General features: G+C 48.4%; 12 protein-coding genes. 9 read left to right on the top strand and 3 right to left on the bottom strand.

Translation table 11 applies throughout. The annotated features are described in order from the left end of the window. The first annotated feature begins 366 nt into the window (after positions 1 to 366). A complete protein-coding gene (grxC, locus tag SPB21_RS22025; RefSeq protein ID WP_163666547.1) occupies positions 367 to 675 on the top strand; it encodes a glutaredoxin 3 in 309 nt (102 codons plus the stop codon). Between the two features lies 1 nt (position 676). Beyond that, positions 677 to 1594, top strand: a complete 918-nt coding sequence (locus SPB21_RS22020) for a DUF72 domain-containing protein (protein ID WP_499867732.1) — start codon at positions 677 to 679, stop codon at positions 1592 to 1594. A gap of 755 nt (positions 1595 to 2349) precedes the next feature. Here SPB21_RS22020 and pdxA read toward each other — a convergent pair. Continuing rightward, positions 2350 to 3366, bottom strand: coding sequence for a 4-hydroxythreonine-4-phosphate dehydrogenase PdxA (gene pdxA, locus SPB21_RS22015; protein WP_499060672.1), 1017 nt, complete (start codon positions 3364 to 3366; stop codon positions 2350 to 2352). An 89-nt stretch (positions 3367 to 3455) separates the two neighbouring features. On the opposite strand from pdxA, the gene SPB21_RS22010 reads away from it, so the two are divergent. Next, positions 3456 to 4214, top strand: a complete 759-nt coding sequence (locus tag SPB21_RS22010) for a DsbA family protein (RefSeq protein ID WP_499867731.1) — start codon at positions 3456 to 3458, stop codon at positions 4212 to 4214. Positions 4215 to 4275: 61 nt separating this feature from the next. Then, positions 4276 to 5598: a four-carbon acid sugar kinase family protein gene (locus SPB21_RS22005; RefSeq protein WP_163666555.1), complete on the top strand. Its 1323-nt coding sequence runs from the start codon at positions 4276 to 4278 to the stop codon at positions 5596 to 5598. Here SPB21_RS22005 and hslO read toward each other — a convergent pair whose 3' ends face one another. Continuing rightward, positions 5599 to 6507 (bottom strand): Hsp33 family molecular chaperone HslO, encoded by a 909-nt coding sequence (gene hslO / locus SPB21_RS22000; protein ID WP_499867730.1) that lies wholly within the window; start codon positions 6505 to 6507, stop codon positions 5599 to 5601. A gap of 219 nt (positions 6508 to 6726) precedes the next feature. On the opposite strand from hslO, the gene SPB21_RS21995 reads away from it, so the two are divergent. Continuing rightward, the gene (locus tag SPB21_RS21995; RefSeq protein ID WP_499867729.1) at positions 6727 to 7131 is read left to right on the top strand and encodes a hypothetical protein; all 405 of its coding nucleotides are present in this window, start codon (positions 6727 to 6729) and stop codon (positions 7129 to 7131) included. Between the two features lie 16 nt (positions 7132 to 7147). Here the strand turns inward: SPB21_RS21995 and hisD are convergent, their stop codons facing one another. Further along, entirely contained in the window at positions 7148 to 8440 is a 1293-nt protein-coding gene (hisD, locus tag SPB21_RS21990; protein WP_163666561.1) for a histidinol dehydrogenase, read from the bottom strand. A 160-nt stretch (positions 8441 to 8600) separates the two neighbouring features. Here hisD and rpsT point away from each other — a divergent pair, with 160 nt between their 5' ends. From rpsT to SPB21_RS21970, 4 genes are all read left to right on the top strand, one after another. Continuing rightward, complete coding sequence (gene rpsT, locus SPB21_RS21985) at positions 8601 to 8897, top strand: 30S ribosomal protein S20 (protein ID WP_163666563.1); 297 nt, start codon at positions 8601 to 8603, stop codon at positions 8895 to 8897. 6 nt (positions 8898 to 8903) lie between these two features. Then, positions 8904 to 9713, top strand: a complete 810-nt coding sequence (locus tag SPB21_RS21980; protein WP_163702721.1) for a TatD family hydrolase — start codon at positions 8904 to 8906, stop codon at positions 9711 to 9713. 473 nt (positions 9714 to 10186) lie between these two features. After that, the gene (gene rpoB, locus SPB21_RS21975; RefSeq protein WP_163666567.1) at positions 10187 to 13540 is read left to right on the top strand and encodes a DNA-directed RNA polymerase subunit beta; all 3354 of its coding nucleotides are present in this window, start codon (positions 10187 to 10189) and stop codon (positions 13538 to 13540) included. A gap of 187 nt (positions 13541 to 13727) precedes the next feature. Next, positions 13728 to 15593: a DNA-directed RNA polymerase subunit gamma gene (locus SPB21_RS21970; protein WP_499867728.1), complete on the top strand. Its 1866-nt coding sequence runs from the start codon at positions 13728 to 13730 to the stop codon at positions 15591 to 15593. Positions 15594 to 15622 lie beyond the last annotated feature (29 nt).

The raw sequence follows: 15622 nt of genomic DNA, 5'->3' as shown, positions 1-15622 counted from the left end.
TTTGATAGATGAGGAAAAAAGTCCTGAGTTGTGTCAATTAATCAGGATATTGAAGTACTTCAGCCTACACAATGCTAGTTGGCATGCTCCCATTTGGGGTGCATACAAAAAGGGCCCCCACCGAAGTGGGAGCCGCAGTAAGCGTTATTCCTTAATGACTTAATTGTGCCAGGGAAATTTAGTCTGAGTTGTGACGATGATCATGCCCTGGTCGTGTTTAAGTTCATATCCCAGTACTGATCTATTCGGTATCATTATTGTCAAGGGTTTGCAAAGAGTTTCGACCACCTAAAAAAGATTTACCATATAGATACTAGCGCTGTGAATACGACGTTAGTGCAGATCTATTGTCTAGGGACGCACACCATGGAATTGCTCAACCGTTTGCTAGGTCGCAATCCTGATACTGTAAAGGCAAATGTGGAAATCTATACATGGCAGATCTGTCCCTACTGTATCCGCGCCAAGCTACTGCTGTGGTGGAAAGGGGTGAATTTTACGGAATATAAAATTGATGGTGATGAGGCAGCCCGTGTCAAGATGGCGGAACGGTCTAATCAGCGCCGCAGTGTGCCTCAGATTTTTATCAATGATCATCACGTTGGTGGCTGTGATGACCTGTACGCTCTTGATAGCAAAGGCCAGCTCGATCCCCTCTTAACCCAAGTGGCATAGGGTGGGAATAGCTCACCAGAATTGGGATTCAACGCTTTTAGGAACAGAACAATTGGCAGATTTTCGCATCGGCTGTGCCGTATGGGCTTATAGGGAATGGCTCGGAGATTTTTATCCGAAGGGCAGTCGTGCTAGCGATTTTTTGCGTCTCTATGGCGATCGCATGACCTGCGTTGAAGGCAATACCACTTTCTATTCAATTCCGACATCAGGGACGGTGCAGCGCTGGGCTGAAAATACGCCTGATGCATTTCGGTTTTGTCCAAAACTGCCTCGTACAGTAACCCACAGTGGTGAGTTAATGCCGCAACGGTCTGCTGCTGTGGATTTCCTCACCTTGATGCAGGGGCTGGGGCCAAAGCTGGGGCCAATATTTGCACAGCTGCCGCCGAGATATAGCCCCAGATTGTTTGCAGACTTGTCTAAGTTTGTGGCGAACTGGCCTCATCAGCAATGTCCTTTATCGTTAGAAGTCCGTCATTTGGATTGGTTTAAATCTCCTCACTTAGAGCGGCTAGACGAACTATTAACTCGATGGAGTGTAGGTCGAGTCTTGTTGGACACTCGTCCGATTTATACCTGGAGTAATCCAGCAGAGGACCCGCAACTACGCTCTGAACGCAAAAAGCCTCGGGTTCCTTTGCTGCCAGCAGCGACTGCCCCATTTGTGCTGGTGCGCTACATCAGTCACCCTGATCTGGATCGCAATCGTGATTTTTTAAAAGGCTGGGTGCAACAGGTAGGAGATTGGTTAGCTCAAGGTATCTCGGTTTATTTTTTTGTTCATTGTCCCTACGAAGCAAAGTCACCAGCCATTGCTCGCTATTTTCAGGAGCAGCTAGAAAAAGCAGGTGTGGATGTGCCGCCGTTGCCTTGGTCGTTGATTCAATCGCCACCTCAGCAGTTAGGATTGTTTTGAAGAGGCAGAGCCCAAGAGACTCTCACGAAATCAATGATTTAGAACTTTGCGAGTCTCTCAGTATTTTCAAAGATCTTATCGATATTTGGGACGATAAACGTGAAAGTCGATGAGTATACAGACGACGTGTGAAAACTTACTATATCTTTCTCCTAAAGCTCAGCAAGATTAATCTCCTTCTCTTGTAGTGAGTTTTTAAGCTTGGCTAATACTACATCAGGTGTGTCAGCTCATTTAGAAGAATTATCTCAACCCCAATAACAGTTATTGCTGAAGGCTATAAATAATAACAGCTATGTGCGCAGCAAACTGCTGTTGACGTAGCCTCTCCTGTGGAGATATGCATTCAGCAGTTTGGCATACATGCCCAACCTGTTCAAAGTCTAGGTTGACGTGTCATGTTACAGCTTGAAAGGACAGTCAGCGTAATTTAAGGTTGTATACATCTTTTCCAATACAGTTCTAGAACCTACTTCGGTCTGGCAATTTCTTAGTGGTTTCTAAAATGACTAAGAAAAAGGGGACTAGATAGTCCCCTAAGGTTCCTTGAAACAAAACTTGTATGTCACTCGCTATTGTACAGATCAAATCCCACTTTGAACCACTGAATTTGCTTGATTTTTGGGTTTTTTATTTACATGTAAAATTGCCTAAAAAAATACGTGTCCCTATATAGAACGTCCCAAAAAGCTCCAGGGAAATGACGGATTTCTCTCGTTACCCTATGTGCTTTTTTTAACACCAAAAGCCATTGATTAATTGTGGCCATTGACTTGGCGTTGTACTGCTAATTCAATGGCAAGGTCGATAGCCGCTACCATGCTATCGGGTCGAGCTATACCTTGACCAGCGATGTCAAAGGCGGTGCCATGATCGGGGGAAGTGCGAATAAAAGGCAGACCAATGGTGGTATTTACGGCTTGGTCAAACGCCAACATTTTGACTGGAATCAATCCCTGGTCATGATACAAAGCCAAGTAGCCATGGTGGGCCTGTTGTTCCAAATGATGCCAGGCTTTTGCTGGGCTTACCCACAGTGTATCTGGTGGTACTGGACCTTCTAAAGTTACATGGGGAAATCGCTGTCGTTGACTGTTGAGCCAAGGAATTAGCCAGTCTATTTCTTCTCGACCGATTTGCCCTTGTTCACCGCTGTGGGGGTTGAGACCTGCGATCGCAACCTTTGGGTTCTCTACCCCAAAATCCCGTTCTAAACATTTTAATAGTAGTTCCAGTTTCAAGGTCAGCACCTCAGGTGTCAGCACCTCAGGCACCTGACGCAGAGGGATATGGGTGGTTGCCAACAGGGTGCGCATGGTCCAATCAGTCATGGGTGACCGTGCCACAAATAACATGCCAAACCGCGTGACCTCCGCCATTTCTGCCAGTAGTTCTGTTTGACCTGGGTAATGGTGACCTGCTGCCAACCAAGCTGATTTGGCAATGGGAGCTGTGATCACACCACTATAGCCATCTTTTAAGCAATAACCAATGGCTGTTTGCAAGCTGCGAAAACTAAGATCGCCGCTGACAGCATCACCCTGACCGATACGGATCGTTTGATCGGCTGCCAAGGGGACATCGATAATTGGATGGTCTGCCAATGGTAGCCCTAGCCGTTTGCTACAGGCCATCAACTGTTGCTCATTTCCTACCAATGTGAGCTGTGCTGTCTGTTGCACCACAGGTAATGCTTTAAGCACGACCTCTGGCCCAATCCCGGCCATGTCGCCTAAGGTTACCAATAACTTGATTTGTCTAGCATTACCCATAGCTCACACCTCCTGATGACTCCCCTCAATTTCCCCAACAATAAACCAAAGTGTTAGCGTTAGTGAGTTGCTACTGTCAGTCCTTTCCCATGGCATTCAAAAACGTCTTGATGCGCACAGTTGCGATCGCTACTTTGCTCGCTCCGATTGGCTGTACCTCTGCGACTGATTCAGCACAGCCCTCTGCGGCGGAACAGCCCGCAACCCAGCAACAGGCGGAAGCCCCCCCAACTGAAGCTGAGCTTGAGTCCGCCGAAGCGGAATGGCGCAAACGTCAGGATGAGGTCAATCAGGTTCTATCATCCATGGATCGGGCTACCTTTATTGGCGACTCCCCCACTAAAGGTAATCCTGATGCTGAAGTGGTGGTGGTCAAGTTCTCCGATTTTGAATGTCTGTTTTGTGCTGTTGCAGCGGGCCATATGAAAGACTTTGTGGAAGAACGCGGTGAAGAGGTGCTCTACGTGTACAAGCATCTCCCCCTCACCAGTATTCATCCAGAAGCAGTGCCATCATCTAAGGCGTCATGGGCTGCTGCTCAGCAAGATCAGTTCTGGCTTTATCACACAGGCCTCTTTGCCAATCAAGAACGATTAGGAGATGAGCTATACGTGGAGCTAGCTGAGCAAATAGGGTTGGATATGGAACAATTTGAGCGCGATCGCAACAGCGATGCTGCCCAAGCCGCCATCGATGCCGACCTGGCTCTAGCTGGACAACTGAAACTACGCGGTACCCCGAGTTTTTTAATCGGTGGTTTGCTCATTCCCCCTGGTGTTCCCCCCGAGAGCTTTGGAGAATTGCTAGACAACCTCAAAGCTGCTCAACCGGCTCAATCGGCTGAGTAATATTAAGGTGGGCACTGCCCACCACCCTGTTCGAGTTAATCTACCAGTATGCTGTTGCCCCATGCCTGATTCCCGCCGCCCCAAAATTATTGTTATCGACGACGACCCCACCGGTTCTCAAACAGTTCATAGCTGTTTACTGTTACTGAAATGGGATGTGACCACCCTAAAACAAGGCCTCTTAGACGCATCTCCCATTTTCTTTATTCTGGCCAATACCCGTTCGCTCACCCCTGCTGAAGCAGAGCGTACCACCCGTGAAGTCTGTCAGAACCTAAAACAGGCACTGGTTGAAACCAACACACAAGAGTATTTGGTGGTCAGTCGTTCAGATTCGACCCTGCGCGGCCACTATCCCCTCGAAACCGATGTGATCGCGTCAGAATTGGGTCCCTTTGACGCCCATTTTATGGTGCCAGCATTTTTTGAAGCAGGACGTATTACTCTCGATAGCACCCACTATATTGAAACCGATGGCGTACGCATCCCTGTTCATGAGACTGAGTTCGCTAAGGATTCAGTATTTGGTTATAGCTATAGCTACTTGCCTGATTATGTCGCCGAAAAGACATCTGGCAAGATTGTTGCCGATCAGGTGAAACGGTTTACCCTGGATGTGATTCGCCAGAATACAATGGAGCGCTTAATGCAGCTGAGTAACAATGTTTGCGTAGCTGTTGATGCCCAAAACCAGGCTGATCTCGATCAGTTTTCCCAAGACCTATTGGCCGCCGCCGCCCAAGGTAAAAAGTTTCTCTTTCGCAGTGCTGCTAGCTTGCTCACATCTCTCGCTGCTTTACCCGTACAACCGGCTGGCCCGAGTGAGATGTCACGCTACACCTGTAACCATAAACCGGGTGTGATTTTAGTGGGCTCTCACGTTAAAAAAACAACTCAGCAACTGGAGTATCTTCTCAAGCAGCCAGGGGTAACTGGTGTAGAAGTTGATGTCTCTCGGTTAAATGAGAATCCTGACCAAGCGCAGGATATGGTAGTTGAAATCTTGGCCCAGGTGAACACCCTCTACGCTCAGGGGACAACAGCGGTGGTTTATACCAGCCGCAAAGAACTTACCTTCGCCGATGTGGCCACTCGTTTGGCGTTTGGTGAAGCTGTTTCTCACCTACTCATGGATATTGTGCGTGGCCTGCCTACGGATCTGGGTTTTTTGATCAGTAAGGGTGGCATTACCTCTAACGATACCCTTAGCAAAGGCCTAGCTCTAACATCTGCCAGGCTTTTAGGTCAGGTTATTCCAGGGGTTTCGGTGATTACAGCGGGGCCTGAGCACCCACAGTTTCCAAATTTGCCCGTTGTCCTATTTCCCGGTAACGTTGGCGGCGACGATGCTGTTGCTGCCGCCTACCAGCGTATGGCGAAATGATTATGCTCGATTCGCATTTTCCAATCTGAGTTCAGCTAGCAACTCGGTTAAGCGATCGCACTGAGCCTCATAGGTATCTCCACAAAAATGGCAGATGGCTTCAGCAGGCTCACTTTTGTCGATCATATCCTGGAGCTCATCTTCGCCCAGTAGTTTGAGGGCGGATAGCATGCGCTGACCATTACAGGGGCAGTGGAAACGTAGGAGTTGGCTCTCCGGAAAAATGGCTAACCCCATATCTCCCACCAGGTCCTCAATGATTTGAGGTAGCGTTTTTTGTGCCCGTAGCATGGGGGTGAATCCAGGTAAGGATGCCAGTCGAGATTCTAAGGTGGAGATCAGGTGCTCATCATGGGATACCTGAGGTAAAACCTGAAGGAGCAAGCCACCTGCTGCTTCTACGCCGTGTTTGTCGACGAATACACCTAAAACTAAGGCTGATGGTGTTTGTTCTGATGTGGCCAGGTACTGGGTGAGATCTTCGCCAATCTCCCCTGATACCAATTCCACTGTGCTGGAATACGGATAACCCAGGCCCGAATCACGCACGACGTAGAGATAGCCATTGCGCCCCACTGCTGCACCCACATCAAGTTTGCCTTGGGCATTGGGGGGTAACTCTACATACGGGTTAGAGACATAACCCCGGACGCTACCGTCTAGCCGGGCATCAACAAGAATACCGCCAATGGGTCCATCCCCTTGAATCTGAATATTAATGCGCGAATCTTCTCGTTTCATATTAGAAACTAGAAGTGTGCCAGCTGTTAGTGCTCTGCCTAGGGCAGCCGTGGCAACGTAAGAAAGCTTGTGGCGAGTCCTGGCCTCTTCGACTAAACGGGTGGTGATGGCTCCAACAACTCGGATGCCGCCATCTGCTGCTACTGCTCGAATGAGCTGATCCGCCATGGTTTTACTTTGTTTCTACAGTTTTGCTCCGCTGCCGATGGGCGAAATAAATCTATTTGAACTGAACGTGACTTGTCCAAACTTCTCAGATTAAGTTCGTTTGAGGATCAGCAACGCTTTTGAATACTTAATATTGTAGTAGGTAGAGCCGTCGCGTCAGGTTGTCGGTTATTTAGAGTTTTATCACCTGCTATATCGCTAGAAAGTAGTACTCAAGATATGTTTGGGATTTATCAACAAAGCACCCTCAGGATTGAAATAGATGCGACCATGGCTCAGTTGCGGCACGGGTTGACCCAGCCCGACCAGCTTCGTCAGTGGCTCTGGCCACAGCAGTTTTCTGAAAACTTTAAGGCACCGTTAGGGGTAGGGCAAACCTTTTCTAGTTACGTTGGCCCCATTCAGATTGATCACACAGTTGATGAATGCTCGGATAATGCCATCCGATTTTTGCTCCATCGAGGTGTGGATGGTTTTCACGAGTGGTACTGGGGTGATGGCTGGGTACAGTCTCGCTTAGAAGGTGTGTCCACATTGCCCCTTAACATCGCTCAGGCAACCAGTTTGCTGAGATTACAATTATTTATGGCAATGCAAAACCGCCAATCAAAAGAGACCCCATAGGTTTTGAGCAGTAAATTTACTCTTCTACGCGCAATCTCACCGAATCCCCATGGGAAGGTAGACCTTCAGCATTGGTAAGGGCATCAATGGCCCCTGCAACATTGAGCAGGGCAGATTTTGAATACTGAATCAAACTGGAGTGTTTCATAAAGGTTTCAGTACTCAGAGGGGATGCGTAGCGAGCGGCTCCAGACGTAGGCAACGTGTGATTGGGGCCTGCCAGGTAGTCACCCACAGCTTCTGGTGTGTCATGACCCAGAAAAATTGCGCCTGCTTGGGTGATTTTTTCTAACAGTGCCCAAGGATCTTCAACTTCAAGTTCTAAATGCTCGGGGGCAAACTGGTTGGACAGTTGGGCAGCTTCTTCTAAGGATTCTACGACGATGGCGATGCCGTAATGGGCGATTGCTTTTTCGGTGAGGATTTGGCGGGGGTGGCCTGCTAACTGGCGGTCGACTTCAACCACAACTTTATCGGCTAGTTTGCTATCTGTTGTCAGTAAGATAGCCGCAGCCATAGGATCGTGCTCGGCTTGGGCTAGCAGATCTGCCGCAACGTGGACAGGATTAGCCGTGTGGTCAGCAATAATCAGTACCTCGGATGGACCCGCTAAGGAATCAATGCCAACGGTTCCATAAACCTGCTTTTTAGCCAGGGTGACATAGACATTCCCAGGGCCGCTAATGACGTCCACCTTGGGGATGGTCTCTGTGCCGTAGGCCAATGCCCCGATAGCCTGAGCGCCACCCACTCGATAGATTTCTTGCACCCCTGCTTCTTGGGCTGCGACTAACACTGCTGGGTTCGTGTGACCTTTGGGGGTGGGGGTAACCATGACTAAACGTTCCACCCCTGCTACCTGGGCAGGAATGGCGTTCATGATCACTGTGCTCGGGTAAGAGGCTCGGCCGCCTGGTACATAGATGCCGGCGTTGGCAACAGGGGTATAACGTTTACCCAGGACAACGCCGTTTTCTTCAAAGGTGACCCAATTTTTAGGCAAGCGTTGTTGATGGAAAGCCTTGACATTCTTGCAGGCAAGGCGAATGGCCTGGAGCAAGTCACCGGAAACTTGCTGGTAGGCGGTGTCAATTTCCGCGCCGCTAATGCGAAGGGTTTGGGGGGTCAGGGTTTGTTCATCAAACTTGGCAGTATAGTGCAAGAGTGCCTCATCCCCTGACTGTCGGATGGCGTTTAAGATTTCTCGAACGGTGGCTTCTTGCTCAACCACCTGATCGGTATGGATGCGATCGCAAATACGCTGGAGTTCAGCCTGCGCTTCGCTGATCTTGTACAAAGTTCGCAACATTGAGGCGGGTGGCGAGAGTGGGAGGAGTATGACTGTTATAGCTTAGCGCGGATTAGTGAGGGTCAGCCGGATAGCCCAATCAGATTATGACAGTTCAAGCCCTTGTGCATGCTCTTTGATGTTATAATTCGGAATCCTGACAAAAATACACTGGCAAATAGTGGCAAACATTAAATCTGCGATGAAGCGCATCCAAGTTGCGGAGCGCAATCGTCTACGTAATAAGTCCTACAAGTCGGCGGTTAAAACCCTAACCAAGACCTACTACGCTGCTCTAGACGCGTATGCTGCAGATCCTTCTGATGAGGAGAAGAAGCAAGCGGTTGATTCTTCCATGTCAGCTGCATTTAGTAAAATCGACAAGGCAGTCAAGCGCGGCAGCATCCATAAGAATGCAGCGGCTCGTCGCAAGTCCAAGCTTGCCCATGCTCGTAAGAAGCAAGAAGCATCAGCATAGTCATCCATGCAGCTGGTTGATTCCCACGTTCACATTCACCACAGCTTTGATAACTTAAGTTTTCAGGCAGACTTAGATGAGGTGGCAGCAGCTTGGCGACAGGCTGGTGTGGTTCATCTTGTTCATTCTTGTGTTCAGCCTTCAGAGTTTGCTGCCATGCAGGCTATTGCTGATCAATTTAGTGAAGTGTCCTTTGCGGTGGGTCTACATCCAGAAGATATGGATAAGTGGACGCCAGACTTGGCGGAGAAAATTCATCATCTGGCACTTTCCGATCGTCGGGTAGTGGCGATTGGAGAGACCGGGCTGGATTTCTACAAGGGCGATGATCAGGCAATTCAAATTGAAGCTTTTCGGGCCCAATTGTCCGTTGCCCATGGGTTAGATTTGCCCGTAATCATTCATTGTCGAGATGCAGCGGCAGCAGTGCGCGATGTGCTACAGGCGTTTATCCAGAATCATGGTCCTGTGCAGGGTGTAATGCATTGCTGGACGGGTACCCCTGAAGAAACTCAGTGGTTCCTTGATTTAGGTTTTTATATTAGCTTTAGCGGTATTGTGACCTTTAAGAGTGCTAAGCAGGTTCAGGCCTCGGCTCAAATGGTGGGATGCGATCGCATTCTCGTAGAAACTGACTGTCCGTTTCTATCTCCAGTGCCAAAGCGAAAAGAAAAACGAAATCAACCAGCTAATGTACTCCATGTGGCTGAGTGTGTCGCTAAGCTGCGAGAGGTGCCTTTAGAAGTGCTGGCAGCGCAGACCACTGCTAATGCAAGATCCCTGTTCAAACTTCCTGAGTCTTCGTTCGATCTTTAGTGACAAACCTTAATACTTTAGTGACAAACCTTAATAAATGATGTAGGTATGTAAAAAACAGGTGCTTAATTTGTGAGCGAAGTTTAGTAAAACACTGTCTCTGTGGTGATTCATCGCTAAATAAAAATACAAAGCGACAAGAATATTAAATTTCACTGCTGATTTGTGATATACTACCTCGGCTGTACGTTAGCCTTACTATAGCCGACTGGCTCAGCTTTTTACACTTATCCTATTCATAACGCTGGTGCCCAACGGTTGCTTCAAAAATGCCCATTGCACCTATTTCAGCTATCGGATGCTAGCAAAACCCCGAAAAATATTAGCCCGACTGCATTGCCCTACAAGGGAGTGTAGTCATTCTTTTGTTTGTCGCTTAGCATTACTGGTTTCGATTTAACTAAACCCTCTTATATCTCACTCTCTCACTTTTATACCCCATTTATTTAGGCCCGACCTGCTTGAGGAGACGAATGACTGACCTAACCATTTCCCAATCCTCCTTTGTATTACCTGACCTAGTTGAGATTCAGCGCTCTAGTTTTCGCTGGTTTTTGCAAGAAGGTCTAATTGAAGAACTTGAGAGTTTTTCGCCGATTACTGACTATACGGGGAAGTTGGAGCTGCATTTCCTTGGTAAGGATTATAAGCTCAAAAGCCCTAAATATATGGTTGATGAGGCTAAGCGTCGGGATAGCACTTATTCAGTACAAATGTACGTCCCAACGCGCCTCATTAATAAGGAAACTGGGGAAATTAAGGAGCAAGAGGTATTCATTGGTGACCTGCCACTGATGACCGATCGCGGCACCTTCATTATCAATGGTGCTGAGCGTGTGATCGTAAATCAGATTGTCCGTAGTCCTGGTGTTTACTACAAAGCCGAAACTGATAAGCACGGTCGCCGTACTTACAATGCGAACCTGATTCCCAACCGAGGTGCTTGGCTTAAGTTTGAAACTGATAAGAACGATCTAGTTTGGGTCCGCATTGATAAAACCCGTAAGCTCTCTGCTCAAGTCCTCTTTAAGGCTCTAGGCCTAAGTGATGGCGAGATTTTTGACTCCTTACGTCATCCTGAATACTTCCAAAAGACCATTGAGAAGGAAGGTCAATTTAGTGAAGAAGAGGCACTATTAGAGCTATATCGTAAGCTTCGTCCTGGCGAGCCTCCCACAGTATCTGGTGGTCAGCAGTTACTACATTCGCGCTTCTTTGATCCCAAGCGTTATGACTTGGGTAAAGTTGGGCGTCATAAGCTTAACCGTAAGCTGCGCCTGAATGTGCCAGATGCCGTTCGCGTATTGACACCTCAAGATGTCTTAGCGGCTATTGATTACCTCATTAACTTAGAGTTTGACATCGGCATTATTGACGATATCGACCACTTGGGTAACCGTCGTGTTCGTTCCGTGGGTGAGCTTTTACAAAACCAGGTGCGTGTCGGTCTAAACCGTTTGGAGCGCATTATCCGTGAGCGGATGACTGTCTCAGATGCTGATTCCCTAACGCCTGCGTCTCTGGTTAATCCTAAGCCTTTAGTCGCTGCCATCAAGGAATTCTTTGGTTCCAGTCAGCTGTCTCAGTTTATGGATCAAACTAATCCTTTGGCTGAGTTAACTCACAAGCGCCGCATTAGTGCCCTTGGTCCTGGTGGTTTAACCCGTGAGCGTGCTGGTTTTGCTGTTCGCGACATTCACCCCTCGCACCACGGTCGTATTTGCCCAATTGAGACGCCTGAAGGTCCTAATGCTGGATTGATTGGTTCCCTGGCAACCCATGCGCGCGTCAATGATTTTGGCTTTATCGAAACGCCATTTTTCCCGGTAGAAGATGGTCGTATTCGTAAAGATCAGCCGTCAGTTTATATGACAGCTGATGAGGAAGATGATTTCCGTGTAGCGCCAGGGGATATCCCCATCGATATCGATGGCAACATCTTGGGTGAATCTGTCCCTGTTCGTTACCGTCAAGACTTCATCAGTACGTCAGCCTCTGAAGTAGATTACGTAGCCGTCTCACCGGTTCAAATTATCTCGGTGGCTACTTCACTAATTCCTTTCCTTGAGCACGATGATGCGAACCGTGCTCTCATGGGATCAAATATGCAACGCCAGGCTGTTCCCCTGCTGCGTCCCGAACGTCCTTTAGTAGGTACAGGTCTGGAAGCTCAGGCCGCTCGTGACTCAGGGATGGTAGTCGTCAGCCCGGTTGATGGTGAAGTTACTTTCCTTGATGCCAAGAAAGTAGTGGTTACTGATGCTGATGGTAAGCAATATGCCCAAGAACTCCAGAAGTATCAGCGCTCTAACCAAGACACTTGTTTGAATCAACGCCCCTTAGTTTTCTCTGGAGACAAGGTGGTTGCAGGCCAGGTGCTAGCAGATGGTTCAGCCACTGAAGGGGGTGAAATTGCCCTGGGGCAGAATGTCTTAGTTTCCTATATGCCTTGGGAGGGCTACAACTACGAAGACGCAATTCTGCTGAGCGAGCGTTTAGTGTACGACGACCTCTACACCTCTATTCACATTGAGAAGTTTGAGATTGAGGCGCGTCAAACCAAGCTAGGGCCTGAAGAAATCACTCGCGAAATTCCTAATGTTGGAGAAGATGCTCTGCGTCAACTAGATGAGACCGGCATTATCCGCATTGGAGCCTGGGTTACCTCAGGCGACATCTTGGTGGGTAAAGTTACACCCAAGGGTGAATCTGATCAGCCCCCAGAAGAAAAACTGCTGCGGGCAATCTTTGGTGAAAAAGCTCGGGACGTTAGGGATAATTCTCTACGTGTACCCAATGGTGAAAAAGGTCGTGTGGTCGATGTGCGTGTCTTCACCCGTGAGCAAGGTGATGAGCTTCCTCCGGGTGCCAATATGGTGGTGCGGGTTTATGTGGCCCAAAAGCGCAAAATCCAGGTAGGCGATAAGATGGCTGGTCGCCACGGTAACAAAGGTATTATTTCTCGGATTTTGCCCATTGAAGATATGCCCTATCTCCCGGATGGTACTCCGATTGATATCGTACTCAATCCTCTGGGTGTACCGTCTCGTATGAATGTAGGCCAGGTCTTTGAATGTTTGCTGGGCTGGGCCGGAGAGAATCTCAATGCACGCTTCAAGATTACGCCTTTTGATGAGATGTATGGCAGTGAAGCGTCCATGGAAACTACCCATGGCAAGCTCCAGGATGCTCGTGATAACACGGGTAATAGCTGGGTGTTTAATCCTGAAGATCCAGGTAAAATCCAGCTTTACGATGGCCGTACTGGGGAAGCCTTTGACCGTCCGGTGACAGTTGGTAAACCCTACATGCTGAAGCTGGTTCACCTAGTAGACGATAAGATTCACGCTCGTTCTACAGGTCCTTACTCGCTGGTTACTCAGCAGCCCTTGGGTGGTAAAGCTCAGCAAGGTGGTCAGCGCTTTGGAGAGATGGAGGTATGGGCACTCGAAGCCTTCGGTGCTGCCTATACTTTGCAGGAACTGCTAACTGTCAAATCCGATGATATGCAGGGACGTAATGAAGCCCTTAATGCCATTGTTAAAGGCAAGGCAATTCCTCGACCCGGTACGCCTGAATCCTTCAAGGTATTGATGCGTGAGCTACAGTCCCTCTGCTTAGACATCGCGGTGCATAAACTAGAAACCCAAGAAGATGGCACCAGTCGTGATGTAGAGGTTGACTTAATGTCAGATTCTCTTAATCGACGTTCACCATCGCGGCCCACCTATGAGTCTATTTCTCGAGATGAAGCATCTCCTGAGGCTCCCCCTGCGGCTGCACCAGCTGCGACTCCTACCCCTGCCATTGAGGAGCCGCCCCTTTAACTCTGTGAATGAGCATAAGCGTTTAGCCGTCTGTTTTTAGCTCTATGCAAAGTAGCTAGAAAAGACCTGAACGCTTATGTCATCACTTTAGAATCGAGGCGAAGCAACCTTTTGTAAACAACTGTCCCTCGATTTGTCAACAGAAACTATGTCCTGATGTGTAGGCCGCGTACAAGGAATCAAGAGAATGCCAAAACTAGAACAGCGCTTTGACTATGTCAAAATCGGCCTGGCTTCGCCTGACCGTATTCGTCAATGGGGTGAACGTACGCTTCCCAATGGCACGGTTGTAGGGGAAGTAACCAAGCCAGAAACCATTAACTACAGAACTTTAAAGCCTGAAATGGACGGGCTGTTCTGTGAACGCATTTTTGGGCCTGCTAAGGATTGGGAATGCCATTGTGGTAAATATAAGCGCGTCCGTCATCGCGGAATCGTTTGCGAGCGTTGCGGTGTAGAAGTGACGGAGTCACGTGTGCGTCGTCATCGTATGGGCTATATCAAACTGGCTGCTCCCGTAGCGCATGTTTGGTATCTCAAAGGTATTCCTAGCTATATTGCAATTTTGCTCGACATGCCTCTTAGAGATGTTGAGCAAATTGTGTATTTCAACGCCTACGTTGTTTTAGATCCAGGTAATGCTGACAGCTTAAGCTACAAACAGCTCCTGACTGAAGATCAGTGGATTGAAATTGAAGATCAGCTTTACGATGAAGAGTCTGATCTGTCTGGTATTGAGGTTGGCATTGGAGCTGAAGCTCTTCAGCGTCTGCTACAAGATTTGGAGCTTGAAGCTGTTGCTGAGCAGTTGCGGGAAAATATTGATAACTCTAAAGGTCAAAAGCGGGCGAAGTTGATCAAACGTCTACGTGTGATTGACAACTTTATTGCAACCGGATCTCGTCCAGATTGGATGGTGTTGGATGTTATTCCCGTCATCCCCCCTGACCTCCGTCCGATGGTACAGCTAGATGGTGGTCGATTTGCAACATCGGACCTCAACGACCTCTATCGTCGTGTGATCAATCGGAATAATCGCTTGGCACGACTGCAAGAGATTTTGGCACCTGAGATTATTGTCCGTAATGAAAAGCGGATGCTTCAGGAAGCCGTAGATGCTCTGATTGATAATGGTCGTCGTGGCCGAACAGTAGTTGGCGCTAATAATCGACCTCTTAAGTCTCTCTCAGACATTATTGAGGGTAAACAAGGACGTTTCCGTCAGAACCTGTTAGGTAAGCGAGTTGACTACTCTGGTCGTTCCGTAATTGTGGTTGGCCCCAATCTAAAAATTCACCAATGTGGCCTGCCGCGTGAGATGGCTATTGAGCTTTTCCAGCCTTTTGTGATTCATCGTTTGATTCGTCAAGGTTTGGTGAATAACATTAAAGCCGCTAAAAAACTGATTCAGCGCAATGACCCGAGTATTTGGGGTGTGTTGGAGGAAGTCATTGAAAATCATCCGGTTATGCTTAACCGAGCGCCAACTCTACACCGTCTTGGTATTCAGGCATTTGAACCAATGTTGGTAGAGGGACGAGCTTTACAACTGCACCCGCTTGTGTGTCCGGCATTTAATGCTGACTTCGATGGTGACCAGATGGCGGTGCACGTACCACTATCACTGGAAGCGCAGTCTGAGGCGCGGCTGCTGATGTTGGCATCTAATAACGTTCTTTCCCCAGCCACAGGGCGACCCATTATTACGCCTAGTCAGGATATGGTGCTGGGTTGCTACTATCTCACTGCGGAAAATCCCTATGAGCAAAAGGGAGCTGACTCACATTTCGCCAGTATGGAAGACGCCATTGTTGCCTACGAACAAGGCATGGTAGATCTCCACGCTTGGGTGTGGCTGCGATTTGATGGTCCCGTGGAACACGACGGCGACCCGGTTGAGGTGATTGATAACGGAGATGGCTTTGTGACTAAGTGTTATGCCCATCGTCGTGTTCGCGAAGATGGGGACGGCAATCTCCTATCTCAACATATCTATACGACCCCTGGGCGCATTATTTACAACCATGCTGTCCATGCGGCCCTTGCCAGTTAAATTTTTTAGTTTTTTATCCAGTTAGCCAG

Source organism: Leptothoe sp. ISB3NOV94-8A, assembly GCF_043421595.1.
GTDB lineage: Bacteria > Cyanobacteriota > Cyanobacteriia > Phormidesmidales > Phormidesmidaceae > Leptothoe > Leptothoe turfae.
The sequence above is the reverse complement of the archived record's forward strand: the minus strand, read 5'-3'. Positions and strand labels throughout refer to the sequence as shown.